This is a genomic window from Anoxybacillus sp. ST4 (genome assembly GCF_019448545.1).
Taxonomy (GTDB): Bacteria; Bacillota; Bacilli; order Bacillales; family Anoxybacillaceae; genus Anoxybacillus; species Anoxybacillus pushchinoensis.
Genome location: NZ_JAHZOE010000003.1, coordinates 151,451 through 176,550 on the forward strand (window position 1 = coordinate 151,451; position 25,100 = coordinate 176,550).

The 25,100-nt window shown below is 42.7% G+C and carries 26 protein-coding genes; all 26 read left to right on the top strand.

Annotated features, from left to right (window positions below; genetic code table 11):
* Positions 1–2 precede the first annotated feature (2 nt).
* The 26 genes from K1I44_RS04065 to rbfA all read left to right on the top strand — a co-directional run bounded on the left by K1I44_RS04065 (position 3) and on the right by rbfA (position 25,100).
* On the top strand, positions 3–1,073 hold the full coding sequence (locus K1I44_RS04065) for a protein-glutamate methylesterase/protein-glutamine glutaminase (protein WP_219985340.1): 1,071 nt from the start codon (positions 3–5) through the stop codon (positions 1,071–1,073).
* Positions 1,074–1,087: 14 nt separating this feature from the next.
* Positions 1,088–3,097: a chemotaxis protein CheA gene (locus K1I44_RS04070; protein WP_003394850.1), complete on the top strand. Its 2,010-nt coding sequence runs from the start codon at positions 1,088–1,090 to the stop codon at positions 3,095–3,097.
* 25 nt (positions 3,098–3,122) lie between these two features.
* Positions 3,123–3,554 (top strand): chemotaxis protein CheW, encoded by a 432-nt coding sequence (locus K1I44_RS04075; RefSeq protein ID WP_003394849.1) that lies wholly within the window; start codon positions 3,123–3,125, stop codon positions 3,552–3,554.
* A 7-nt stretch (positions 3,555–3,561) separates the two neighbouring features.
* Complete coding sequence (locus tag K1I44_RS04080) at positions 3,562–4,197, top strand: chemotaxis protein CheC (protein WP_003394848.1); 636 nt, start codon at positions 3,562–3,564, stop codon at positions 4,195–4,197.
* Positions 4,190–4,690, top strand: coding sequence for a chemotaxis protein CheD (locus tag K1I44_RS04085; RefSeq protein WP_003394847.1), 501 nt, complete (start codon positions 4,190–4,192; stop codon positions 4,688–4,690). The genes K1I44_RS04080 and K1I44_RS04085 overlap by 8 nt, the downstream gene beginning before the upstream one ends.
* Entirely contained in the window at positions 4,690–5,004 is a 315-nt protein-coding gene (locus tag K1I44_RS04090) for a hypothetical protein (RefSeq protein WP_219985341.1), read from the top strand. Before K1I44_RS04085 ends, K1I44_RS04090 begins: the two co-directional genes overlap by 1 nt.
* A 43-nt stretch (positions 5,005–5,047) precedes the next feature.
* Positions 5,048–5,788: a FliA/WhiG family RNA polymerase sigma factor gene (locus tag K1I44_RS04095; RefSeq protein ID WP_003394845.1), complete on the top strand. Its 741-nt coding sequence runs from the start codon at positions 5,048–5,050 to the stop codon at positions 5,786–5,788.
* Positions 5,789–5,830: 42 nt separating this feature from the next.
* Positions 5,831–6,088 (top strand): hypothetical protein, encoded by a 258-nt coding sequence (locus tag K1I44_RS04100; RefSeq protein WP_003394844.1) that lies wholly within the window; start codon positions 5,831–5,833, stop codon positions 6,086–6,088.
* A gap of 10 nt (positions 6,089–6,098) precedes the next feature.
* Positions 6,099–6,533 carry a DUF6115 domain-containing protein gene (locus K1I44_RS04105; protein ID WP_219985342.1) on the top strand — a complete coding sequence of 145 codons (435 nt, stop codon included), beginning with the start codon at positions 6,099–6,101 and terminating at the stop codon, positions 6,531–6,533.
* 138 nt (positions 6,534–6,671) lie between these two features.
* Positions 6,672–7,379 (top strand): 30S ribosomal protein S2, encoded by a 708-nt coding sequence (rpsB, locus tag K1I44_RS04110; RefSeq protein ID WP_021094186.1) that lies wholly within the window; start codon positions 6,672–6,674, stop codon positions 7,377–7,379.
* A 130-nt stretch (positions 7,380–7,509) separates the two neighbouring features.
* The gene (gene tsf / locus K1I44_RS04115) at positions 7,510–8,391 is read left to right on the top strand and encodes a translation elongation factor Ts (RefSeq protein ID WP_003394840.1); all 882 of its coding nucleotides are present in this window, start codon (positions 7,510–7,512) and stop codon (positions 8,389–8,391) included.
* 61 nt (positions 8,392–8,452) lie between these two features.
* Positions 8,453–9,175, top strand: coding sequence for a UMP kinase (gene pyrH / locus K1I44_RS04120; RefSeq protein ID WP_003394839.1), 723 nt, complete (start codon positions 8,453–8,455; stop codon positions 9,173–9,175).
* Between the two features lies 1 nt (position 9,176).
* On the top strand, positions 9,177–9,728 hold the full coding sequence (gene frr / locus K1I44_RS04125; RefSeq protein WP_003394838.1) for a ribosome recycling factor: 552 nt from the start codon (positions 9,177–9,179) through the stop codon (positions 9,726–9,728).
* A gap of 93 nt (positions 9,729–9,821) precedes the next feature.
* On the top strand, positions 9,822–10,586 hold the full coding sequence (locus K1I44_RS04130; protein ID WP_003394837.1) for an undecaprenyl pyrophosphate synthase: 765 nt from the start codon (positions 9,822–9,824) through the stop codon (positions 10,584–10,586).
* Between the two features lie 6 nt (positions 10,587–10,592).
* On the top strand, positions 10,593–11,360 hold the full coding sequence (locus K1I44_RS04135) for a phosphatidate cytidylyltransferase (RefSeq protein WP_003394836.1): 768 nt from the start codon (positions 10,593–10,595) through the stop codon (positions 11,358–11,360).
* Between the two features lie 15 nt (positions 11,361–11,375).
* Positions 11,376–12,521 carry a 1-deoxy-D-xylulose-5-phosphate reductoisomerase gene (dxr, locus tag K1I44_RS04140; protein WP_255573202.1) on the top strand — a complete coding sequence of 382 codons (1,146 nt, stop codon included), beginning with the start codon at positions 11,376–11,378 and terminating at the stop codon, positions 12,519–12,521.
* A gap of 15 nt (positions 12,522–12,536) precedes the next feature.
* Positions 12,537–13,793, top strand: a complete 1,257-nt coding sequence (gene rseP, locus K1I44_RS04145) for an RIP metalloprotease RseP (RefSeq protein ID WP_219985344.1) — start codon at positions 12,537–12,539, stop codon at positions 13,791–13,793.
* 28 nt (positions 13,794–13,821) lie between these two features.
* The gene (locus K1I44_RS04150; RefSeq protein ID WP_003394832.1) at positions 13,822–15,516 is read left to right on the top strand and encodes a proline--tRNA ligase; all 1,695 of its coding nucleotides are present in this window, start codon (positions 13,822–13,824) and stop codon (positions 15,514–15,516) included.
* 104 nt (positions 15,517–15,620) lie between these two features.
* Entirely contained in the window at positions 15,621–19,925 is a 4,305-nt protein-coding gene (locus K1I44_RS04155; RefSeq protein WP_219985345.1) for a PolC-type DNA polymerase III, read from the top strand.
* A gap of 148 nt (positions 19,926–20,073) precedes the next feature.
* The gene (rimP, locus tag K1I44_RS04160; protein ID WP_003394827.1) at positions 20,074–20,544 is read left to right on the top strand and encodes a ribosome maturation factor RimP; all 471 of its coding nucleotides are present in this window, start codon (positions 20,074–20,076) and stop codon (positions 20,542–20,544) included.
* Between the two features lie 26 nt (positions 20,545–20,570).
* Positions 20,571–21,674 (top strand): transcription termination factor NusA, encoded by a 1,104-nt coding sequence (nusA, locus tag K1I44_RS04165; RefSeq protein WP_003394825.1) that lies wholly within the window; start codon positions 20,571–20,573, stop codon positions 21,672–21,674.
* A 1-nt stretch (position 21,675) separates the two neighbouring features.
* Positions 21,676–21,957, top strand: coding sequence for an RNase P modulator RnpM (gene rnpM / locus K1I44_RS04170; protein ID WP_003394822.1), 282 nt, complete (start codon positions 21,676–21,678; stop codon positions 21,955–21,957).
* On the top strand, positions 21,950–22,249 hold the full coding sequence (locus K1I44_RS04175) for a YlxQ family RNA-binding protein (protein ID WP_003394819.1): 300 nt from the start codon (positions 21,950–21,952) through the stop codon (positions 22,247–22,249). The genes rnpM and K1I44_RS04175 overlap by 8 nt, the downstream gene beginning before the upstream one ends.
* A gap of 18 nt (positions 22,250–22,267) precedes the next feature.
* Complete coding sequence (gene infB, locus K1I44_RS04180) at positions 22,268–24,451, top strand: translation initiation factor IF-2 (protein WP_219985346.1); 2,184 nt, start codon at positions 22,268–22,270, stop codon at positions 24,449–24,451.
* Entirely contained in the window at positions 24,448–24,726 is a 279-nt protein-coding gene (locus K1I44_RS04185; protein WP_003394815.1) for a DUF503 domain-containing protein, read from the top strand. The genes infB and K1I44_RS04185 overlap by 4 nt, the downstream gene beginning before the upstream one ends.
* Before the next feature lie 14 nt (positions 24,727–24,740).
* Positions 24,741–25,100, top strand: a complete 360-nt coding sequence (gene rbfA, locus K1I44_RS04190) for a 30S ribosome-binding factor RbfA (RefSeq protein ID WP_003394813.1) — start codon at positions 24,741–24,743, stop codon at positions 25,098–25,100.

Sequence of the window (25,100 nt, forward strand, 5' to 3'; positions counted from 1 at the left end):
CTGTGAATAAAGCAAAGGTGCTCGTCGTTGATGACTCTGCTTTCATGCGCAAATTAATTAGCGACTTTTTGTCACAGCATCCGCGTTTGACCGTTGTTGGCACAGCGCGCGATGGGCAAGAAGCGTTGCAAAAAATCGAGCAGCTCCAACCGGATGTCGTGACGTTAGACGTTGAGATGCCTGTCATGAATGGGCTTGAGACGTTAAAATATATTATGCAAAAACACCCGCTTCCTGTCGTTATGATTTCAAGCACAACGAAGGAAGGGGCGGAAAATACTATTTTAGCGCTGCAATACGGTGCGGTTGATTTTATCGCTAAGCCTTCGGGTGCCATTTCGCTAGATTTATATAAAATTAAAGATAAAATGATCGAAAAAGTGCTTTTAGCAAGCGAAGCGAATTTGCGAACAGTCAAAACAAAGCAAAAAATGTCTATGTTGCCACAAAAACAATATAGTAAAATAGAGGTAAGCGAACGACAAAGCGTGGGCGGAACGAAAAAAGTGATTGCCATTGGCACATCGACAGGAGGACCACGCGCTCTTCAACATGTGCTAACGAAGTTTCCGGCAACGATTGACGCACCGATTTTAGTCGTCCAGCATATGCCGAAAGGGTTTACGAAATCGTTAGCTACCCGTTTGGATTCGTTAAGTCATATTCGCGTCAAAGAAGCAGAAGATGGTGAAATCATTCAAAAAGGCACAGCGTATATCGCGCCAGGCGGAAAACATTTATATGTGAAACGCGTGGGCACATCGCTTGCGATTCATCTCGATGAAGCAGAGCCGCGCAATGGACATCGTCCTTCCGTTGACGTGATGTTCGAATCGTTAAGCACGTTAACGGATTATGAAAAAATTGCTGTTATTATGACAGGCATGGGTTCAGATGGCACAGCAGGGCTGAAACAGCTAAAAGCGTCCGGAAAGACATTCGTCATCGCAGAGTCCGCCGAATCTTCCGTCGTATTCGGTATGCCGAAATCAGCCATTGCTGCGAACGTTGTTGATGAAATCGTTCACGTTGATGACATTGCCGAAGCGGTAATGAAGCACGTAAAAGTTTGAGGGGGATAGGAACAATGGACATGAGTCAATACCTCGAAGTGTTTATTGATGAAAGTAGAGAACATTTACAAACGATTAACGAACAATTGTTAGAGCTTGAAAAAAATCCAGATGATGTGTCGATCGTCAATGAAATTTTCCGCTCTGCGCATACGTTAAAAGGGATGTCAGCGACGATGGGCTTTGAAGACTTGGCCAATTTGACCCATCAAATGGAAAATGTGCTTGATGCGATTCGTAACGGGAAAATTGCCGTCACACCTGAATTGCTCGATGTCATTTTTCGCGCTGTCGATGATTTAGAAGCGATGGTCGTTTCTATTTCTGAAGGTGGAGATGGAAAGCGCGACGTTACAAATGTTGTCGCCCAGCTAAAGCAAATCGAAAAAGGGGAAGCGGTCGCCGCTCCACAAAAACCAGCTCCAACACATGAACAAACGTATGATGAATTTGAATATACTATTTTAAAACAATCAGCTGAACAAGGATTTCATAGTTATGAAGTAACTGTAAAATTGCGCTCCGACTGCTTATTAAAAGCAGCGCGTGTGTTTATGATTTTTGAAGTGATTGAACAAATTGGAGAAGTCATTAAATCCGTTCCGACCGTTGAGATGCTAGAAGCAGAACAGTTCGATGATCAATTTGTCGTGACAGTTGTGACAAAAGTATTAGAAGACGAGTTACAAAAGCGCATTATGAAAGTGTCGGAAGTGGAGCAAGTTATCGTTCAACGAGTGAACTTACATCGATCTACGGAAGAAGAAAAAACGACGGAAACAAAACACGAACAAAAAGAAGAACAGCAAGCAGTAGAGCAAGCGGTTGAGAAAAAGCAAGAAGGACAAGAAGAAAAAGCAACTGGAAAACAAGTAAGCAACAAGACGATTCGCGTCAACATTGAACGTTTAGACGTACTAATGAACTTATTTGAAGAGCTTGTTATTGATCGCGGACGATTGGAGCAAATTTCGCGCGAACTGAACAACCCAGAATTGCATGAGACGGTCGAACGGATGTCACGCATTTCCGGAGACTTGCAAAACATTATTTTAAATATGCGCATGGTACCGGTCGAAACGGTATTTAACCGCTTTCCGCGCATGGTACGGCAATTAGCTCGCGATTTAGGAAAGAAAATTAATCTTGAAATTATTGGAGCAGAAACGGAGCTTGACCGCACAGTCATCGACGAAATTGGTGATCCGCTCGTTCACTTGTTGCGCAACGCTATCGATCACGGTATTGAAACGCCAGATGTGCGTCGGGCGAAAGGAAAACCGGAAGAAGGAACAGTAAAGTTAAAAGCGTATCATAGCGGAAACCATGTGTTTATTGAAATTGAAGATGACGGTGCAGGCATTAGCCGCGAAAAAGTGTTAAAGAAGGCGATAAGTAAAGGGATCATCTCTGAACAAAACGCAGCGAACTTAACAGATAAACAAGTGTATGAACTTATTTTTGCGTCAGGATTTTCAACGGCAGATAAAGTATCTGATATTTCAGGACGCGGTGTCGGATTAGACGTTGTAAAAAGTACGATCGAATCGCTCGGTGGATCGGTATCGATTGATTCAGAAGAAGGAGCTGGGTCTGTCTTTTCCATTCAGCTGCCGCTCACACTATCCATTATTTCTGTTATGTTAGTGGAAATTCAAAATGAAAAATATGCGATTCCGCTGTCATCGATTATTGAAACAGCGATTGTGAAAAAAGAAGATATTTTACATGCTCATAATCAAAAAGTCATCGATTTCCGCGGGAAAGTCGTTCCGCTTTTATTCCTAAAAGATATTTTCGAAGTGCCTGCCTCTAAAGAAGAAGACGACTTTTTATCTGTTGTCATTGTACGCAAAGGCGAGAAAATGGCAGGGCTTGTCGTTGACTCATTTATCGGTCAACAAGAAGTGGTGTTAAAATCGCTTGGCAACTACTTAACGTCCGTGTTTGCCATTTCGGGGGCGACGATTTTAGGTGACGGCCAAGTCGCGCTCATTATTGATTGCAATGCGTTAATTAAGTAGGGACAAGCGAGAGGGGGAATTGAATGTGGCTGAGCTGAAAGTGATTGTATTCCAACTGAAAGATGAAGAATACGCGATTCCGGTTCAACAAGTGCGCTCGATTGAAAAGATTCAACATATTACGCGTGTACCTCGCGTTCCGAAGTATGTGAAAGGCGTAATTAATTTACGTGGGGTTGTTACACCCATTATCGACTTGCGCATGCGTTTTGGCTTAGAGGAAGCGGAGTTTTCTGATCATACGCGCGTCATTATCGTCGCGCTCGATGATGTTGAAGTCGGCTTAATTGTTGATGCGGCGAACGATGTCGTTGATATTGAGACAGAAGCGATCGAACCGCCGCCAGAAGTAGTCGATGCGACGACAGCAGACTATATTAATGGCGTCGTAAAAATTGGGAAGCGTCTATTCATCTTATTAAACTTAGAAAAAGTATTAAAAACGGAGAAAGGATAATTTGTCCATGTCATATTTTGAACGGATGAGTGCCGTCCATATGGACATACTAAAAGAGATTGGAAATATTGGAGCGGGCCATGCAGCAACAGCGTTATCACAGTTGCTAAATAAAAGAATAGAAATGACGATTCCAGATGTGCGCATCATTTCATTTGATGAAATGATGGACATTGTCGGTGGAGCTGATAATGTCGTTGCTGCCGTTTTTTTGCGCATCGAAGGAGATGCACCCGGCAACATGTTTTTCGTGTTATCGCTTGAACAAGCGGAACGGTTTATTCGACAAATGATTGGTGATGAACAATTTAAACTTGAACAAGATTGTTCGGAGTTGTCGCTTTCTGCTTTGCAGGAGCTTGGCAACATTTTAGCTGGCTCATATTTATCATCTTTATCCGATTTCACAAACTTAAATTTATATCCATCTGTTCCGGCGCTTAGCATTGATATGATCGGAGCGATTTTAAGCTATGGATTAATTGAAATGTCGCGCGTCGGCGATCATGTCATTGTCGTGGACACGGCAATTCATGAGGAGCATCAGCCGAATGATCGTGTAAATGGCCACTTTTTCTTACTTCCTGACCCAGAATCGTTTCGTATCATCTTTCAGTCTTTAGGTGTGGAACATGATGAGTGAAATTGTTCATGTAGTTAAAGTCGGAATTGCTGACATGAACGTGGTGAAAGCGCCACATGTCATTCGTACATGCGGACTCGGCTCATGCGTTGGGGTTGTCGTGTACGACTTAGCAAAAGAAGTGGCAGGGATGGCGCATGTTATGTTGCCAGATTCGTCGTTAGCAAAATCCGAGCAAATGAACGTAGCGAAATATGCCGACACGGCGATTGAAGAGTTAATACGTCGCGTCATCGGGGCAGGAGGACGAAACGGGCATTTAAAAGCGAAAATGGCCGGCGGTGCGCAAATGTTTCAATTTCGAACAGGGACGACAGATATGATGCGCATTGGACCGCGCAACGTTGAAGCTGTCCGCGAACAGCTTCAACGTTTTCGCATCCCGATCGTCGCTGAAGACGTCGGGGGAAGTAGTGGGCGGACGATAGAATTTCATCCGAAAACAGGCATATTGCTAATTCGAACAGTAAATCAAGGGGTACGGGAAATGTAATGGCTAGTACATGGAAATTTAACGTTGTTTTCGCCTTATTCGGCTGTATGATCGCCTTCTTTTCTTCGTTGTTGCAAAATAGTATATGGACGTCTATCATGCGCGCCTTTCTCACATTTGCTATTTTCTTTATTTTTGCTTTTGTCATTCGCTGGATGGTCGCCTTTATTCAAAAAGATGAATCCACTCCAGACGTTTCACGGACGGAACGAAATGATGAACATGTAGAGCAAATGATTGAAGGTTTGAGCGAAGAAGAGCAACAAAAAGTCGCGCAATATATTCGTCAACTGTTAAGCCATGAAGAAAAATAAATTTCAAACGTTGTAGGCTACCTTTTCACCTAGGGGGGATGATATGATTGAACAATGCTGGCAAAAGTGGATAGACGCTCGCGATCGGGAAGCGGGCGATCAACTCATTGAAAAATATATGCCGCTTGTTGATTATCACGTCCAACGTATCGCTTCATCCCTTCCGAAAAGCGTGAGGAAAGAAGAATTGAAAAGTTTAGCTTTGCTCGGCTTGTATGATGCGCTTGAAAAATTTGATCCTTCACGCGATTTAAAATTTGATACGTACGCGTCATTCCGCATTCGCGGAGCGATTTTAGATGGATTGCGGAAAGAAGATTGGCTTCCGCGCAGCGTGCGAGAAAAGGCAAAAAAAATTGAAGCAACGATCGAACAGCTGCAACAAACGTACATGCGTGAAATAAGTGCTAAAGAAGTTGCTGAAGCGTTAAACATGCCAGAAGATGAAGTGTATACTGTCATGAGCGAACAATTTTTCGCTCACATCTTATCGCTTGATGAACGGCCATTTGATGATGATGACGAACATATGTCATTTACCATTCGTGACGATCAATCGCCATCGCCTGAAGAACATATATTGCGCGAGGAGCAAATTGCACAATTGGCAAACGTCATTCAACAACTAAATGAAAAAGAACAATTAGTCGTTAGCTTATTTTACAAAGAAGAATTGACGTTCACAGAAATCGGGCACATTATGGGGCTGTCAACGTCGCGTATTTCCCAAATTCACGCTAAAGCATTATTTAAAATGCGCAAATTGATTGAGCAAGCTATGTAGTGATGGCAGTCCTTCATCAATTTTATGAAGGAAGTGACAAATATGAGCTTCAAACTCGTCGAATTGCAAGTCGCGTTGCCGAAAACGCATGAGCTCGGAAAATGGCAAGAACATATGCAACAGTACGGACAGCTTGCTCAACAACAGCTTGCAGCAGAGATGAAAAAACAAGATGAGCGCATTCGGCAACAAGTCACGAAAGCCGAACGAAGCGAACGAACAAAATGGAAAAAACATGATGAAAAAAGAGAAAAGAGCAAACACCCTTACAAAGGGACACACATTGACTTCATTGGATAAGAGGGATGATATGACGACGTTTTTATGGATGATCAGCTTCGTTTTGCACGGCATTTCGCTCTTTCTCATTATTCTTTTATCGTTAAAGTGGATGAAAATGAAAGAGGCAGAAAAAGAGCAAGAGCAATGGCTTCGCGAAATGGAAACGATGATGACGACATATTTAATGCAGTTTAAGGAAGAGAACGAACGATTTGTTAAACAAATTACATCATCGGCTGTTCGTCAAAAGAAAAAAGAAGCGCCTCCTTCGCTGCCGATCGAGCAAGTGGTCGATCGAGTGGAACTGTCGACAGCTAAGCGAAATGGAGAGCAATCGCTTGAATCGCTCGTTTCGGAAGCATTAAAGCTTCAACAACAAGGAAAAACGATCGACGAAATAGCGAAAGCGTTAAAACGTGGCAAGACAGAAATAGAGCTTTTGCTTAAATTTCACCAAAAGTAGTTGAATGTGCTTTTTAATTATGATATAGTTCTATTTGGTGTGAATACACACGCTCATCGATTTAAGCGACGGTGCTGCTTTGCAGTCTTGCTTAAAAATGACGTGAGCGGAGGAAAAAACCATCTAGGAGGATGAAAGATGTCTGTTATTTCAATGAAACAGTTGCTTGAAGCAGGGGTTCACTTCGGGCATCAAACACGTCGTTGGAACCCAAAAATGAAAAAATACATTTTCACTGAGCGCAATGGTATTTACATCATTGACTTGCAAAAAACAGTGAAAAAAGTAGAAGAAGCGTACAACTTCGTTAAAGAGCTTGCGGCAAACGGTGGCAAAATTTTATTCGTTGGTACGAAAAAACAAGCGCAAGATTCTGTGAAAGAAGAAGCAGAACGTTCTGGCATGTTCTACGTAAACCAACGTTGGTTAGGTGGAACGTTAACAAACTTTGCAACGATCCAAAAACGTATTAAACGTTTAAAAGAGATCGAAAGAATGGCTGAAGACGGCACATTCGATGTATTGCCTAAAAAAGAAGTGGTAAAACTAAAGAAAGAATTAGAGCGTCTTGAAAAGTTTTTAGGCGGTATTAAAGAAATGAAAGAATTGCCAGATGCGTTATTTGTTATCGACCCACGCAAAGAGCGCATTGCCGTTGCAGAAGCTCGTAAATTAAACATTCCGATCATCGGAATCGTAGATACAAACTGCGATCCAGACGAAATCGACTACGTCATTCCTGCGAACGACGATGCGATTCGTGCTGTGAAGCTTCTTACAGCTAAAATTGCTGATGCAATTTTAGAAGCAAAACAAGGCGAAGAAGCCGTTGTCACAGCTGAGTAAACATGTGAAAGGTGATAAGAGGGGGAAGCCTTTTATCACCTTTTTTTAAGAAAATCGGGCATACTAAGCATACAAACCGTTTCGGTTTGTGTACATACGATTTCGCACATAAAAAAGGAGGATGTTTGACATGGCAATTACTGCTCAAATGGTAAAAGAGTTGCGCGAAAAGACAGGCGCAGGAATGATGGACTGCAAAAAAGCATTAACAGAAACAAACGGTGATATGGAAAAAGCGATCGACTGGCTTCGCGAAAAAGGAATGGCGAAAGCAGCGAAAAAAGCAGATCGCATCGCAGCCGAAGGAACAACGTTAATCGAAGTAGATGGAAATACAGCAGTCATTTTAGAAGTAAACTCTGAAACAGACTTCGTTGCGAAAAACGAAGGATTTAAAACGTTAGTTAAAGAATTAGCAGCGCATTTATTAAAGCATAAGCCTGCAACAGTAGAAGAAGCGCTACAACAAAAAATGGACAATGGTGCAACAGTAGAAGAGCACATTAACGCAGCGATTGCTAAAATTGGTGAGAAAATTACGTTACGTCGTTTTGCAGTTGTAGAAAAAGGCGACAATGCAGCGTTCGGTGCATACTTGCACATGGGGGGCCGCATCGGCGTATTAACTGTATTAGAAGGTACAACAAATAGCGACGTGGCAAAAGATGTAGCGATGCACATTGCAGCAATTAATCCAAAATACGTTTCTCGCGATGAAGTATCTGCGGATGAAATTGCTCGTGAGCGTGAAGTGTTAAAACAGCAAGCATTAAACGAAGGAAAACCAGAAAACATCGTTGAAAAAATGGTTGAAGGTCGTTTAGGCAAATTCTTTGAAGATATTTGCTTGCTTGAGCAAAGCTTTGTCAAAAATCCAGATGTGAAAGTGCGTCAATTTGTAGAATCAAATGGCGCAACGGTGAAAAGCTTCATCCGTTACGAAGTAGGCGAAGGAATTGAAAAACGTCAAGATAACTTCGCTGAAGAAGTTATGAGCCAAGTTCGTAAGTAAGGAAGCAAATAGGGAACACATACGTGTTCCCTATTTTTAAAGAACGGGATGGAGGTTTACAATGGAAAGCCCAAAATATAAACGTGTCGTTTTAAAACTAAGTGGTGAAGCGTTAGCTGGTGATCAAGGCTTCGGGATTAATCCAGCGGTCATTAAATCGATTGCCCAGCAAGTGAAAGAAGTAGCTGAACTTGGAGTCGAAGTCGCTGTCGTTGTTGGCGGCGGAAACATTTGGCGTGGAAAAGTTGGTAGCGAAATGGGAATGGATCGTGCCACAGCGGATTACATGGGCATGTTAGCAACGGTAATGAACTCGCTCGCCCTACAAGATAGCTTAGAGCAACTCGGTGTACAAACACGTGTACAAACGTCTATTGAAATGCGTCAAGTGGCAGAGCCGTACATTCGTAGAAGGGCTATCCGTCATCTAGAGAAAAAACGTGTCGTCATTTTCGCGGCAGGCACAGGAAACCCATATTTTTCAACAGATACGACAGCTGCGCTTCGTGCGGCAGAAATTGAAGCGGACGTTATTTTAATGGCGAAAAACAACGTAGACGGCGTGTATAGTGCCGATCCAAAAGTCGATAAAAATGCGGTCAAGTACGATGAATTATCTTACTTAGATGTAATTAAACAAGGGTTAGGTGTGATGGATTCCACCGCTTCCTCGCTATGTATGGATAACGATATTCCACTTATCGTTTTCTCGATTATGGAAGAAGGAAATATTAAACGTGCTGTATTAGGCGAAAATATTGGAACAATTGTAAGGGGGAAATAAGATGCAAGTATTAACGAATGCGAAAGAAAAAATGGATAAAGCTGTACAAGCGTTTTCTCGTGAACTCGCAACGGTTCGTGCTGGACGAGCAAATCCTGCTTTGTTAGAAAAAATTACAGTTGATTATTATGGCATGCCAACACCGATTATTCAGTTAGCAGGTATTCAAGTGCCAGAAGCGCGTCTTCTTGTCATTCAGCCGTATGACAAATCGGTATTAAAAGAAATCGAAAAAGCCATTTTAGCATCGGATTTAGGACTTACACCTTCAAATGACGGTTCAGTCATTCGCATCGCAATTCCACCGCTCACTGAAGAGCGTCGTCGTGAACTTGTGAAGCTCGTGAAAAAATATGCAGAAGAAGCGAAAGTTGCTGTGCGCAACATCCGTCGCGATGCAAATGACGAGTTGAAAAAGTTAGAGAAAAACGGCGACATTACGGAAGATGAATTGCGTGGGTATACAGAAGACATTCAAAAATTAACGGATGACCACATTGCAAAAATTGATGCGATTACGAAAGAAAAAGAGAAAGAAATTATGGAAGTATAAGTCCCTCTATGTTTATAGAGGGTTTTTTGCTATAATTACGAAATAGGGCGCACAGCCTGATCACGATGGACGAAAGCTGGAGGACACGCGCTAATGTTTGAAAAAATGAAAAGATGGAAAAACAAAGAAGAAGTAAGTTCAAAACAATCCATTTTACAAGGGCCAATTCCGGCGCATGTGGCGATCATTATGGATGGAAATGGACGTTGGGCGAAAAAGCGCGCGTTGCCACGTATGGCTGGACATTACGAAGGGATGCAGACGGTGCGAAAAATTACGCGCTTTGCGAACGAGCTAGGTGTAAAAGTGTTGACGCTATACGCATTTTCGACGGAAAATTGGAAAAGGCCAAAAACGGAAGTTGACTATTTAATGCAATTGCCTGAACAATTTTTAAACACATTTTTACCTGAGCTCATCGCCGAAAACGTGCAAGTACGCGTGATGGGACATAAAGATGAACTACCTTTACATACGTTACGTGCAGTTGAAAAAGCGATCGAAGAAACGAAGCAAAATACAGGTTTAATTTTAAACTTTGCGCTAAACTACGGAAGTCGCGCGGAAATTGTACATGCGGTACAAAAGCTCGTTACTGATATTCAAAGCGGAACGATTGAAGTAAGCGATGTCGATGAGCAGTTGTTCCATTCGTATTTGATGACAAACGATTTGCCTGATCCGGATTTACTCATTCGTACAAGCGGGGAAATTCGGTTAAGTAATTTTATGCTTTGGCAGTTAGCTTATACGGAGTTTTGGTTTACAGATGTATTATGGCCAGATTTTACAGAGCAACATTTTTTACAGGCGGTACATGCATTCCAGCAACGAAGCCGTCGATTTGGAGGCGTATAATTTCATATGAAACAAAGAATTGTAACAGCGATCATTGCAGCTTCAATCTTTTTACCTATTGTCATATACGGCCGATGGCCATTTCTCATTTTAACGTATGTGTTAGCTACGGTTGGTTTATTTGAGCTCATTCGTATGAAACGCATATCGCTCTTTTCGTTTCCGAGCGTCGTCAGTTTTCTCGTTTTATGGCTCTTTTTATATCCATATGAACATATGATAAACATATGGATGCTCATCATCGGGCTTTTATTGTTGCTTATTTATACGGTTATATCTAAAAATGCGTTTACGTTCGATGACGCCGGTTTTATGATTGCTTCTTTGTTATATGTAGGCGTCGGATTTTATTCCTTTTTACAAGTGCGAGAAGCAGGATTGTCTTATATTTTTTATGCCCTATTTTTAATTTGGGCAACAGATAGCGGAGCGTATTTTATCGGTCGGGCGTTTGGGAAGCGTAAATTATGGGAGCATATTAGTCCGAATAAAACGGTAGAAGGTGCGATAGGCGGCGTGTTATGTGCGCTTCTTGTTGTGAGCGTTTATGAGTGGCTATCGCCGTTTGCCCCATCGTTTCTTTTGTTGCTTATTGGAACCGTTATTTTATCTATTTTCGGGCAGCTCGGTGATCTAGTTGAATCCGCGTTTAAACGCCACTATGGAGTAAAAGATTCAGGGGCGATTTTACCAGGGCACGGCGGCATTTTAGATCGTTTCGACAGTTTGCTGTTTATTTTACCGATTTTATATTTGTTTTACCTCATTGTGTAAAAAGGAGTGGACAGTTTGCGAGCAATTAGCTTATTAGGTGCGACAGGTTCGATCGGGATGCAAACGCTCGATGTCATTCGCGCCCATCGTGATGCGTTTTGTCTCGTTGCTTTTTCAGCTGGGCGAAACATTGAACAGGCTCGAATGATTATTGAACAATTTTCACCGAAAATCGTATGTGTCGCTCAAAAAGAAGATGCGGACATGTTACAGCGCGAATATATTGGACGTGTGCGCATCGTTTCCGGTGAAGACGGGTTGATTGAGGTGGCGACGGTTGAACAAGCGGATATTGTCGTTAATGCGGTTGTAGGAAGCGTCGGACTAGTGCCTACGTTAAAAGCGATAGAGGCGGGAAAAACAATCGCATTAGCGAACAAAGAAACGTTAGTTACTGCGGGTCATCTCGTCATGAAGCACGCCGCTGCCTATGGTGTCTCGATTTTGCCGATAGATAGTGAACATTCCGCGATTTTTCAATGTTTACAAGGAGAAAAACAGAAAAACGTTGAATGTATTATTTTGACCGCATCCGGAGGTAGTTTTCGCGATCGTACGCGCGAGCAGCTGCAGCATGTCACCGTTGCAGAAGCGCTCAAACATCCGAATTGGTCGATGGGGGCAAAAATTACGATCGATTCTGCGACGATGATGAACAAAGGACTCGAAGTCATCGAGGCGCATTGGTTGTTCTACTTACCGTATGAGCAAATTCATGTGCTCTTACATAAAGAAAGCATTATTCATTCCATGGTACAGTTTCATGATGGAAGCGTCATTGCCCAACTTGGAACGCCAGATATGCGCGTGCCCATTCAATATGCATTAACATATCCAGATCGCTTTCCGCTCCATATCGAGCGACTAAACTTAGCAGAAGTGGCCACGTTACATTTTCAAAAAGTGGACATGAACCGGTTTCGTTGTTTACAATTTGCTTATGAGGCAGGAAAAATAGGCGGGACGATGCCGACCGTGTTAAACGCTGCAAACGAAGAAGCAGTGGCCGCCTTTTTAGCTGGGCAAATATCGTTTTTAGCGATTGAACAATACATTGAGCAGGCGATGGAACGGCATGTCCCGATTGCTGATCCGGATCTTGACACGATTCGAATGATTGATCGCGAAACGCGACAATTTGTAAAATCACTACACATATAAAAGGTGGTTGGAACGTTGGAAACGGTTATTGCTTTTATTATCATTTTTGGTGCGCTTGTATTTTTTCATGAGTTAGGTCACTTTATTTTCGCTAAGCGGGCTGGTATTTTATGCCGTGAGTTTGCGATTGGATTCGGCCCAAAAGTGTTTTCCATGAAAAAAGGAGAAACGACATATACGATTCGCTTACTTCCACTCGGTGGTTTCGTCCGCATGGCCGGTGAAGATCCGGAGATGATGGACGTTAAGCGCGGTCAAGTTGTCGGATTATTGTTTGACTCGGAAGGCAAAGTGAAAAAAGTAATCGTCAATCATAAAGATGAATATCCAGATGCCAAAATCATTGAAGTGGAGCGCGCTGACTTTGAGCATGAGCTATATATTGAAGGCTATGAAGGTGATGATGATCGCTTACAACGTTTTGAATTAAGTGACCAAGCGTATTTTGTCATTGACAGAGAGGAAATGCAAATTGCGCCGTACGATCGTCAATTCGGTTCTAAAACGCTCGGACAGCGCGCCATGACTATTTTCGCTGGCCCGCTAATGAACTTTATTTTAGCGCTCGTCATTTTTATTGTTATTGGGCTGCTGCAAGGCTATCCGGTTGACAAACCGATCATTGGCGAGTTAACCGAAGACGGTGCAGCACGTGAAGCTGGGTTAAAGCAAGGGGATGTTGTCATTTCCATCGATGGACAGTCCATGTCTTCGTGGACAGATGTCGTTACAGTCATTCGGAAAAGTCCAGAAAAACCGCTCCAATTTCAAATCAATCGCAACGGTGAAATGATCGATCTTACCGTTACACCGGAAAAGAAAACGATTGAAGGAGAAACAATTGGACTAATTGGCGTGTATGGACCGATGGAAAAATCAGTTGTTGGTGCTATAAAGCAGGGCGCGCTAGAAACGTACTATTGGACAAAGGAGATTATTGTTGGTTTAGGTCATTTGCTGACGGGAAAATTTTCGTTCGATATGTTATCTGGACCAGTTGGTATTGCAGTTTCGACGCATAAAGTCGCTCAATCAGGTGTGTATTACTTAATGAAATGGGGAGCGATTTTAAGCATCAACTTAGGGATTATCAACTTACTTCCGCTTCCAGCGCTCGATGGTGGCCGCTTAACGTTTTTTGCGCTTGAAGCGTTGCGTGGAAAGCCGATTGATCGCCAAAAAGAAGGCATTGTGCATTTTATTGGCTTCGCCCTTCTTATGTTGCTTATGCTTGTTGTGACATGGAACGATATTCAAAAATTTTTCTTATAATAAATTGATGGAGTAAGAGGTGCAAGAGATGAAACAAAGTATGTCATTTATTCCTACGTTGCGTGAAGTACCAGCAGATGCGGAAATTAAAAGCCATCAGCTATTGCTTCGCGCCGGCTTCATTCGTCAAAATGCAAGCGGAGTATATAGTTTTTTACCGCTCGGCAAGCGTGTGTTGCAAAAAATCGAAGCGATCATTCGCGAAGAAATGGAGCGCGCCGGTGCTATTGAGCTGCTCATGCCAGCGCTCCAACAAGCCGAATTATGGCAAGAATCAGGTCGTTGGTATTCGTACGGACCGGAATTGATGCGTTTAAAAGATCGCCACGATCGCGACTTTGCGCTTGGGGCAACACATGAAGAAGTCATTACGGCGCTCGTTCGTGATGAAGTGAAGTCATATAAACGTTTGCCGCTGACGCTTTATCAAATTCAAACGAAGTTTCGCGACGAAAAGCGTCCGCGCTTCGGTTTGCTTCGCGGTCGTGAATTTATCATGAAAGACGCGTATTCCTTTCATGCTTCACACGAAAGTTTAGATGAAGTGTACAATAAAATGTACGAAGCGTATGCAAACGTCTTCCGTCGTTGCGGATTAAATTTCCGTGCAGTCATCGCCGATTCTGGTGCGATGGGCGGAAAAGATACGCATGAATTTATGGTTTTATCTGATGTTGGAGAAGATACGATTGCATACTCAGATTCCTCTAATTATGCTGCGAACATTGAAATGGCACCAGTGATTACAACGTATGAGCGAAGCGATGAGCCGCATGCACCGCTTGAAAAAGTGCATACGCCAGAACAACGCTCAATTGAAGAAGTGAGCCAATTCCTTCAAGTGCCAAAAGAAAAATGTATCAAGTCGTTGCTGTTTAAAGTAGACGATCGTTACGTGCTCGTTCTCGTTCGCGGCGATCATGAGGTTAACGATGTGAAAGTGAAAAATATATTAGAAGCAACAGTTGTTGAATTAGCAACACCAGATGAAACGAAACAAGTAATGAGCTGCGAAGTTGGTTCCCTTGGTCCAATTGGCGTTCGCGACGATGTGCTCGTTTTAGCCGATCATGCGGTGAAAGCAATTGTTAACGGTGTATGTGGAGCGAATGAAGCCCACTACCATTACAAAGGAGTTAACCCAGATCGTGACTTTGCTGCGCAATATGCCGATGTTCGCTTTATTCAAGAAGGAGACCCATCGCCAGACGGAAAAGGAACGATTCGTTTTGCGCGTGGAATCGAAGTTGGACATGTATTTAAACTCGGAACGCGTTATAGTGAAGCGATGAATGCAACATATTTAGACGAAAATGGGCGCACGCAGCCGATGATTATGGGGTGCTATGGCATTGGTGTATCTCGCACACTTGCAGCCATCGCAGAGCAATATAACGATGAACACGGGCTCATTTGGCCGACAGCAGTTGCTCCGTTCCATGTTCATCTCATTTCTGTCAATCCAAAAGTGGACGAGCAACGGGAACTTGCAGATGAATGGTATGACCGTTTACAACAAGAAGGATTTGAAGTGTTGTACGATGATCGTGCAGAACGTCCAGGAGTAAAATTTGCTGACAGCGATTTAATTGGCTTGCCTGTGCGTGTAACGGTCGGAAAGCGCGCAAGTGAAGGAATTGTTGAAGTGAAAGTGCGCAAAACAGGTGAAACAGAAGAAGTGCACGTGTCGCAATTAATTGAAACATTGCGCCGTTATTTGTAGACGACAGAGAGGGGGGTCCCTCTCTTTCTGTCGTCTATCGCTCCCAAACGATGTATAAAAAAGAAAGGGAGGTGTACCGTTACATCTTTTTGTAACGAACAACAATGAAGGAAGAACAAAAGGAAGAACAAAAAGAACGATTTTCTATTTTACTACAACAGTTACAGCTTTCTTCTTCTCATATCGCAAACGATTTGGCGCATGGACGAATTGAAAAAGTCGTTGTCGACAAACGAACGACATGTTGGCATTTTTACTTTCGCTTTCCTGCCATTTTGCAAGCGCACGTATATGCTGAATTTCGTAAACGATTAATCGAACAATTTCGCCATATCGCCCATGTGCAATGCACAGTTGCAGTAGAGGATCAAACGTTTACTGCTGAAGATGTCGCGATGTATTGGCCGATTTTTATTGACACGATTCAACAAAACTCGCCTCTTCTTTCCTTGCTCGCGCAACAGCAACCGGCAGTAAAAGGAACGAAAGTAACTGTACAAGCGCGCAATGAGGCAGAAGCGATTGCTTTGAAAAAACGATTTGCTCAATTGTTTGCTGAGACGTACGCCTCGTTTGGCTTTCCGCATTTGCAATTAGAAGCTGACGTGAAACACGATGAACAGCAGTTTGAACAATTTTTATCTCAAAAACAAAAAGAAGATGAAGAGCGCGCTTTAGCCGCGTTTATGGAAGCGATGCCGAAACAAGAAGAGAACCACGAGAATGAGGAAAGCGGTCCGCTTGTAATTGGTTACCATATTAAAGACGAGGAACAAATTCGTTCTCTTGACCAAATTGTAGAAGAAGAGCGGCGTGTCGTCGTGCAAGGGTACGTTTTTGACGTAGAAGCAAAAGAGTTAAAAAGTGGAAGAACATTATTGACGTTGAAAATGACCGACTATACAAACTCCATTCTTGTGAAAATGTTTTCGCGCGATAAAGAAGATGCAGAATTAATGCAACGTGTAAAAAAAGGAATGTGGGTTAAAGTGCGCGGTAGCGTGCAAAACGATACGTTTGTACGCGATCTTGTGCTCATTGCGAACGATTTAAATGAAGTGAAACCAAATGAACGTCAAGATACGGCGGAAGAAAAGCGTGTCGAGCTGCATGTTCATACGCAGATGAGTCAAATGGATGCTGTCGCCTCTATCACAAAGCTTGTTGAACAAGCAAAAAAATGGGGTCATGAGGCGATCGCTGTAACGGATCATGCCGTTGTCCAGTCGTTTCCTGAAGCATATAGTGCAGGGAAAAAATATGGTGTGAAAATTTTATATGGGCTAGAGGCGAATATCGTCGATGATGGTGTACCGATCGCTTACAATGAAGCTCACCGTCGCCTTATGGACGATACGTTTGTCGTATTTGACGTGGAAACGACAGGGCTTTCCGCTGTATATGATACAATTATTGAATTAGCCGCGGTAAAAGTAAAAAACGGAGAAATTATTGACCGTTTTGAGTCGTTTGCTAACCCGCATCATCCGCTTTCTGCAACGACTATTGAATTAACGAAAATTACGGACGATATGTTAAAAGACGCTCCAGACGTCGAAGAAGTGTTAGAGAAATTTTATCACTGGATAGAAGACTGTGTGCTCGTTGCCCATAATGCAACGTTTGATATTGGTTTTTTAAATGCAGGATTTAAAAAGATTCATCGGGGTAAAGTAACAAATCCAGTTATTGATACACTTGAACTTGCTCGCTATTTATATCCGGAGTTAAAAAACCATCGTTTAAATACGCTTTGTAAAAAATTTAACATTGAATTAACTCAACACCATCGCGCCATTTATGATGCTGAAGCGACAGGGTATTTGCTTATTCATTTATTGAAAGAGCTTGATGAAAAAGGAATTACTTATCACGACCATCTCAATGTGGCATCGAAAGAACAAGGTGCTTTTCAGCGATCACGCCCGTTTCATGCGACATTGCTCGTGCAAAACGAAGTCGGTTTAAAAAACTTATTTAAACTCGTCTCATTTTCACATGTTCATTATTTTTACCGGGTTCCGCGCATTCCACGTTCCGTATTACAGCAACATCGCGAAGGTATTTTAGTCGGTTCAGGATGCGACAAAGGTGAGTTGTTTGAAGCGATGATGCAAAAAGGAATGGAAGAAGCAGAAAAAATTGCTCCGTTTTATGACTTTCTTGAAGTGCATCCACCGGAAGTGTACGCTCCGCTCATTGAGATGGAGTATGTGCGCGATGAAGCAGCGGTAAAAGAAATTATTACAAATATTGTGGAACTTGGCGAAAGGCTCGGCATTCCGGTTGTGGCGACAGGAAACGTACATTACGTGAACAAAGAGGATAAAATTTATCGCAAAATTTTAATTCATTCACAATCGGGCGGCAATCCGTTAAATCGACATGAATTGCCGAACGTTCATTTCCGAACGACAAACGAAATGTTAGAGGCGTTTTCATTTCTTGGCGAACAAAAAGCGAAAGAAATTGTTGTCACAAATACAAACAAGATCGCCCATCTCATCGGGGAAGTGAAACCGATTAAAGATGAGCTGTACACACCAAAAATCGAAGGCGCAGACGAAGAAATTCATCGCATGAGCTATGAGCGTGCAAAAAGCATTTACGGTGATCCGCTTCCAGACATCGTTGAAAAACGATTAGAGAAAGAGTTAAAGAGCATTATCGGTCATGGCTTTGCAGTCATTTATTTAATTTCTCATAAACTTGTAAAAAAATCGCTTGATGACGGCTATCTTGTCGGTTCTCGCGGTTCGGTCGGCTCGTCATTTGTTGCGACGATGACCGAAATTACGGAAGTTAATCCGCTTCCACCGCATTACGTCTGTCCGAACTGCAAGCATTCCGAGTTTTTTGATGACGGCTCGGTCGGTTCTGGATTTGATTTACCGGATAAAGACTGCCCGAAATGTGGCACACGGTACAATAAAGATGGACACGACATCCCTTTTGAAACGTTTTTAGGGTTTAAAGGGGATAAAGTGCCAGATATCGATTTGAACTTCTCAGGCGAGTATCAACCGCGAGCGCATAACTATACGAAAGTGTTATTCGGTGAAGATAACGTATATCGCGCAGGAACGATTGGCACCGTAGCTGACAAAACAGCGTATGGGTTTGTGAAAGGGTATATAAACGATCATAACCTTCACGTGCGCGGGGCAGAAGTAGATCGGTTAGCGGCAGGATGTACGGGAGTCAAGCGGACGACAGGACAACACCCAGGCGGTATTATCGTCGTTCCAGATTATATGGACATTTATGATTTTACACCGATCCAATATCCAGCCGATGATACGAGTGCGGAGTGGCGTACAACCCATTTTGATTTCCACTCCATTCACGATAACTTATTAAAGTTAGATATTCTCGGACACGATGATCCAACAGTGATTCGCATGTTGCAAGATTTAAGCGGAATTGATCCAAAAACAATTCCGACAGACGATCCAGAAGTGATGAAAATTTTTAGTAGCACACAATCGCTTGGAGTAACGCCTGAACAAATTATGTGCAATACAGGTACGCTAGGAATTCCGGAGTTCGGTACGCGCTTCGTTCGCCAAATGTTAGAAGAAACAAAACCGAAAACATTTTCGGAGCTTGTGCAAATTTCAGGTTTATCGCACGGGACAGACGTTTGGCTCGGCAACGCCCAAGAGCTTATTCAGAGCGGAACGTGTACGCTATCGGAAGTGATCGGATGTCGCGACGACATTATGGTATATTTAATTTACCGCGGTTTAGAGCCGTCGCTAGCATTTAAAATTATGGAATCAGTGCGGAAAGGGAAAGGATTAACGCCGGAGTTTGAAGAGGAAATGCGCAAGCACGATGTGCCGAAATGGTACATTGAATCGTGCAAAAAAATTAAATATATGTTCCCGAAAGCCCATGCGGCTGCTTACGTGTTAATGGCGGTGCGCATCGCGTATTTTAAAGTGCACCACCCGCTTCTTTACTATGCATCATATTTTACCGTACGCGCAGAAGATTTTGATTTAGATGCGATGATTCAAGGATCTGCTGCGATTCGTAAACGAATTGAAGAAATTCAAGCGAAAGGGCTTGACGCTTCCGCAAAAGAAAAAAACTTATTAACGGTGCTTGAAATTGCCCTCGAAATGTGTGAACGAGGATTTTCATTCAAAAATATCGACTTGTATCGTTCACAAGCAACAGAGTTTATTATTGACGGAAATTCGCTCATTCCGCCGTTTAATGCGATTCCAGGATTAGGGACGAACGTTGCGCTTAGCATCGTGCGCGCGCGGGAAGAAGGCGAATTTTTATCGAAAGAAGATTTACAGCAACGTGGAAAAGTATCAAAAACGATTTTAGAATATCTCGAAAGTCGCGGCTGTTTGCAGTCGCTACCAGATCAAAACCAATTGTCGCTCTTTTAAATGAGTTGCAATTTTTTTGCCAATATGTTATAGTTCTAGTGGAAATGGTAAAGATAATGTACAAAAAGAGTGGGGAAACCCACTCTTTCGTATTGATTCGAGATTCCTTGCCGTTGCAAGGGATTTTCTTGCAGTTAGGAGGACCAAGATGAAAAAAGTGACGCACATTGTTGAAGAGCTCGTCACCCCGATTTTGACAGAGATCGGATTAGAGCTTGTCGACATTGAATATGTGAAAGAGGGAAAGAACTGGTTTTTACGCGTCTTTATTGATTCACCGACTGGAATTGATATTGATCAATGCGGTGTCGTCAGCGAACGATTAAGCGAAAAGCTAGATGAAGTCGATCCGATTCCGCACAATTACTTTTTAGAAGTATCGTCACCGGGGGCTGAACGTCCGCTCAAAAAGACGAGAGATTTCGAACGTGCCATCGGGAAACATGTTTATATGAAAACGTACGAACCGATTGATGGCCAAAAAGAGTTCGAAGGGTTGTTAGCCGCATTTGATGGTCATACGGTGACAGTAGAAGTGAAAGTAAAAACAAAGAAAAAAATGGTGACGATTCCATACGAAAAAGTAGCTAGCGCACGGCTGGCTGTCATTTTCTCTTAATTCACATAAAGGGGGACGACCGGTTCATGAATACAGAATTGTTGGATGCCTTAACGGCGCTTGAGCGCGATAAAGGCATTAGTAAAGAAGTGTTAATTGAAGCGATTGAGGCGGCGATTGTGTCCGCTTATAAACGTAACTTTAATCAAGCGCAAAACGTGCGTGTTGACTTTAATCAAGAAACGGGAACGATTCGTGTATTTGCACGCAAAGAAGTAGTAGATGAAGTGTACGATTCCCGCTTAGAAATTTCGCTCGATGAAGCGAAGCGAATCAATCCAAATTATCAAGTAGGCGACGTCGTTGAAATTGAGGTGACGCCGAAAAACTTCGGACGTATTGCTGCTCAAACAGCGAAACAAGTAGTGACACAACGCGTTCGTGAAGCGGAGCGCGGCGTCATTTATGCCGAATTCGCTGATCGTGAAGAAGATATTATGACAGGTATTGTACAGCGAACAGATTCGAAATTTATTTATGTCAGCCTCGGTAAAATTGAGGCGCTACTTCCGATAAGTGAACAAATGCCGAATGAAACATATAAGCCGCATGATCGCATTAAAGTATACATTACAAAAGTAGAAAAAACGACAAAAGGACCACAAATTTACGTATCGCGCACGCATCCAGGATTGCTTAAGCGATTGTTTGAATTGGAAGTGCCGGAAATTTATGACGGGACGGTAGAAATTAAGTCCGTTGCGCGTGAAGCAGGAGATCGTTCAAAAATTTCTGTTCATTCTGATAACCCTGAAGTCGATCCGGTTGGCGCGTGTGTCGGACCAAAAGGTCAGCGGGTACAAGCGATTGTAAACGAATTAAAAGGTGAAAAAATCGATATTGTTCGCTGGTCGGCAGATCCGGTTGAATTTGTAGCTAATGCGCTAAGTCCGTCAAAAGTGCTCGATGTCATCGTCAACGAAGAAGAAAAAGCAACGACGGTCATTGTGCCAGATTATCAATTATCTCTTGCGATCGGAAAACGTGGACAAAATGCGCGTTTAGCGGCTAAATTAACAAACTGGAAAATTGATATTAAAAGCCAGTCTGAAGCAGAACAGCTAGGTATTTACCCTCGTTCTTCATCATCGTTCCAAGTTGACGAAGAGGAGATTAGTGAGGTGGAGTAACATGCCGAAAAAAATTCCGATGCGCAAATGTGTTGTCACAGGGGAAATGAAGCCAAAGAAGGAGCTGATCCGCATCGTCCGCTCGAAAGAAGGCGATGTATCGATTGATCCGACAGGAAAAAAAGCTGGACGCGGTGCGTATATCACGTTAAGCAAAGAATGTATCTTGCTTGCGAAAAAGAAAAATACGCTTGCGCATCATTTAAAGACAACGATTGACGATTCAATTTACGAACAGCTATTACAGCTTGCTGAGAAGGAGAACGGAGAAACAAATGCATGATAAACCGTGGGCTTCTTTTCTCGGATTAGCGAATCGGGCGCGCAAAGTTGTTTCGGGAGAAGAGCTTGTCGTAAAGGAAATTCAGCGTAAGCGCGCGAAGCTTGTCATTTTATCGGAAGATGCATCAGAAAACACAACGAAGAAAATTTCCGATAAATGTGCGTTTTACCGCGTTCCACTTTGCTATGTAGACAATCGCTATGAATTAGGTGGGGCGATTGGAAAAGGAGCACGAGTCGTTGTAGCGATTACGGATGAAGGATTCGCACAAAAGCTAAAAACGATGCTCTAACATTTTGGGGGTGAATGTATGTCAAAAATGCGTGTATACGAATATGCCAAAAAACATAATGTGTCAAGTAAAGATGTCATCCATAAACTAAAAGAAATGAACATCGACGTATCAAACCATATGACGATGATTGAAGCCGATGTTGTCGAAAAGCTAGATCGTTCATTTAAACCAACACAAGAGCAAGAACGAAAACAACAAATGACAAAAGAGGAAAAGAAGCAACCAGCAAAGAAACATGTTTTAGAACAATTTGAAGAAGATGACGATACAGTTATTCAAAAGAAAGTGCCAATTAAAAAACCAGTAGTAAAAAATCGCGAAGGGAAAAAACACGACTTGCAAATCCAACAAAAAGAAAAGAAAATTTTCAATAACAAAAAAAATAAAAAACAAAAGCCTCAGCCAGCTCCACAGCCAGAAGTACAAAAGAAAAAAGAAAAAGAGCTTCCGAAAAAAGTGACGTTCGAAGGTTCATTAACGGTCGCTGAACTAGCAAAAAAATTAGGGAAACAGCCGTCAGAAATTATTAAAAAGCTATTTCTGCTCGGCATTCCAGCAACAATTAACCAAGACTTAGACAAAGATGCGATCGAGTTAATTTGTTCGGATTACGGTGTAGAAGTAGAAGAAAAAGTAACGATCGATGAAACAGAATTCGAAACGATTGAAATCGTCGACAATCCAGAAGATTTAGTCGAACGCCCGCCAGTCGTAACGATCATGGGACACGTTGACCACGGGAAAACAACGTTGCTTGATTCGATTCGCCACACGAAAGTAACAGAACAAGAGGCGGGCGGTATTACGCAACATATCGGTGCGTACCAAGTTGTAGTCAACGGCAAAAAAATCACGTTTTTAGATACACCTGGTCACGAAGCGTTTACAACGATGCGCGCGCGCGGGGCGCAAGTGACGGACATCGTCATTCTCGTCGTTGCAGCGGATGATGGAGTCATGCCACAAACTGTTGAAGCGATTAACCATGCGAAAGCGGCAAACGTTCCAATTATTGTGGCAGTCAATAAAATCGATAAGCCAACAGCAAATCCAGATCGCGTCATGCAAGAGTTAATGGAGTATGAGCTCGTTCCGGAAGAGTGGGGCGGCGATACAATTTATTGCAAACTATCGGCGTTAACGGGCGAAGGAATTGACAATTTACTTGAAATGATTTTGCTTGTTAGCGAGATGGAAGAATTAAAAGCAAATCCGAACCGCCGTGCGACAGGAACAGTAATTGAAGCGAAATTAGATAAAGGTCGCGGCCCAGTGGCGACGCTTCTCGTACAATCAGGTACGTTGCGCGTCGGCGATCCAATCGTCGTCGGATATACGTACGGACGTGTACGGGCGATGACGAACGATCTCGGTCGTCGCGTCAAAGAGGCAGGCCCGTCTACACCGGTAGAAATTACAGGGCTAAATGAAGTGCCGCAAGCGGGCGATCGCTTTATGGTGTTTGAAGATGAGAAAAAAGCTCGTCAAATTGGCGAAGCGCGCGCGCAAAAGCAAATTGTGCAACAACGAAGTGCGAAAGCGCGCGTCAGCTTAGATGATTTATTTGAAAAAATTAAGCAGGGTGAAATGAAAGAACTGAACATTATCGTGAAAGCGGATGTGCAAGGTTCTGTTGAAGCGCTCGTCGCTGCATTACAAAAAATTGAAGTCGAAGGTGTGCGCGTTAAAATTATTCACTCTGGCGTGGGCGCAGTTACAGAATACGACATTATGCTTGCATCCGCATCGAGCGCCATTGTGATTGGTTTCAACGTTCGTCCAGATGCGAATGCGAAACGTGTGGCGGAAGCGGAAAAAGTGGACATTCGCCTCCATCGCATCATTTATAAAGTGATCGAAGAAATCGAAGCGGCGATGAAAGGAATGCTTGATCCGGAGTATGAAGAAAAAGTCATCGGTCAAGCAGAAGTTCGACAAACGTTTAAAGTATCGAAAGTTGGTACGATCGCTGGTTGTTATGTGACAGATGGAAAAATTACGCGCGACAGCAGCGTTCGTCTCATTCGTCAAGGCATTGTCGTGTATGAAGGGCAAATTGACACGCTAAAACGTTACAAAGACGATGTAAAAGAAGTTGCCCAAGGATACGAATGCGGCGTCACGATTAAAAACTTTAATGATATTAAAGAGGGCGACGTCATTGAAGCTTATGTTATGCAAGAAGTTGAGCGGAAATGATCGGATACGTCGAATGCGAATGCATCATTTACGACGTCCAATCATTAAAAGAAAAACGAGCCGTGTTGCAACGTGTTGTCACACGGCTTAAACAAAAATATAATATATCCGTAGCCGAAGTAGATTATCAAAACGTATGGCAACGAACGAAGCTTGGAATTGTAGCCATTACAGCTGAGCGAACCGCAACGGAACAAGAATTGCACCGGGCGCTACAATTTATTGATTCGTTTCCAGAAATTGAGCGAACGGTTACGACATTTGAGTGGTTTTAATTGAGGTGATGATCATGAGTTTGCGAGCCACACGTGTAGGCGAACAAATGAAAAAAGAATTAAGCGATATTATTGGGCGCAAACTGAAAGACCCGCGCATCGGTTTTGTTACTGTTACAGATGTTCGGGTGACAGGCGATTTGCAGCAGGCGAAAGTATATATTTCTGTTCTTGGTGATGAAGAGCAAAAGAAAAATACGTTAAAAGGATTAGCGAAAGCCACAGGCTTCATCCGTTCGGAAATTGGGCAACGTATTCGTTTGCGCAAAACGCCAGAAATTTACTTTGAAATTGATGAAACGATCGATTACGGACAACGAATCGAAAGTTTAATTAAACAAATTTCCGAAGAAAAAGAACATAAAGAAGAATAA

Bases quoted from the DNA above. Each gene is read 5' to 3' on its own strand.
- K1I44_RS04175 (WP_003394819.1), top strand. From the start codon at position 21,950: ATGCATGATAAACCGTGGGCTTCTTTTCTCGGATTAGCGAATCGGGCG.
- K1I44_RS04185 (WP_003394815.1), top strand. From the start codon at position 24,448: ATGATCGGATACGTCGAATGCGAATGCATCATTTACGACGTCCAATCA.
- K1I44_RS04095 (WP_003394845.1), top strand. From the start codon at position 5,048: ATGATTGAACAATGCTGGCAAAAGTGGATAGACGCTCGCGATCGGGAA.
- pyrH (WP_003394839.1), top strand. From the start codon at position 8,453: ATGGAAAGCCCAAAATATAAACGTGTCGTTTTAAAACTAAGTGGTGAA.
- K1I44_RS04085 (WP_003394847.1), top strand. From the start codon at position 4,190: ATGAGTGAAATTGTTCATGTAGTTAAAGTCGGAATTGCTGACATGAAC.
- rpsB (WP_021094186.1), top strand. From the start codon at position 6,672: ATGTCTGTTATTTCAATGAAACAGTTGCTTGAAGCAGGGGTTCACTTC.
- K1I44_RS04070 (WP_003394850.1), top strand. From the start codon at position 1,088: ATGGACATGAGTCAATACCTCGAAGTGTTTATTGATGAAAGTAGAGAA.
- frr (WP_003394838.1), top strand. From the start codon at position 9,177: ATGCAAGTATTAACGAATGCGAAAGAAAAAATGGATAAAGCTGTACAA.
- rimP (WP_003394827.1), top strand. From the start codon at position 20,074: ATGAAAAAAGTGACGCACATTGTTGAAGAGCTCGTCACCCCGATTTTG.
- infB (WP_219985346.1), top strand. From the start codon at position 22,268: ATGTCAAAAATGCGTGTATACGAATATGCCAAAAAACATAATGTGTCA.
- tsf (WP_003394840.1), top strand. From the start codon at position 7,510: ATGGCAATTACTGCTCAAATGGTAAAAGAGTTGCGCGAAAAGACAGGC.
- nusA (WP_003394825.1), top strand. From the start codon at position 20,571: ATGAATACAGAATTGTTGGATGCCTTAACGGCGCTTGAGCGCGATAAA.
- K1I44_RS04130 (WP_003394837.1), top strand. From the start codon at position 9,822: ATGTTTGAAAAAATGAAAAGATGGAAAAACAAAGAAGAAGTAAGTTCA.
- K1I44_RS04150 (WP_003394832.1), top strand. From the start codon at position 13,822: ATGAAACAAAGTATGTCATTTATTCCTACGTTGCGTGAAGTACCAGCA.
- K1I44_RS04105 (WP_219985342.1), top strand. From the start codon at position 6,099: ATGACGACGTTTTTATGGATGATCAGCTTCGTTTTGCACGGCATTTCG.
- K1I44_RS04100 (WP_003394844.1), top strand. From the start codon at position 5,831: ATGAGCTTCAAACTCGTCGAATTGCAAGTCGCGTTGCCGAAAACGCAT.
- K1I44_RS04090 (WP_219985341.1), top strand. From the start codon at position 4,690: ATGGCTAGTACATGGAAATTTAACGTTGTTTTCGCCTTATTCGGCTGT.
- rnpM (WP_003394822.1), top strand. From the start codon at position 21,676: ATGCCGAAAAAAATTCCGATGCGCAAATGTGTTGTCACAGGGGAAATG.
- K1I44_RS04135 (WP_003394836.1), top strand. From the start codon at position 10,593: ATGAAACAAAGAATTGTAACAGCGATCATTGCAGCTTCAATCTTTTTA.
- rbfA (WP_003394813.1), top strand. From the start codon at position 24,741: ATGAGTTTGCGAGCCACACGTGTAGGCGAACAAATGAAAAAAGAATTA.
- K1I44_RS04080 (WP_003394848.1), top strand. From the start codon at position 3,562: ATGTCATATTTTGAACGGATGAGTGCCGTCCATATGGACATACTAAAA.
- K1I44_RS04155 (WP_219985345.1), top strand. From the start codon at position 15,621: ATGAAGGAAGAACAAAAGGAAGAACAAAAAGAACGATTTTCTATTTTA.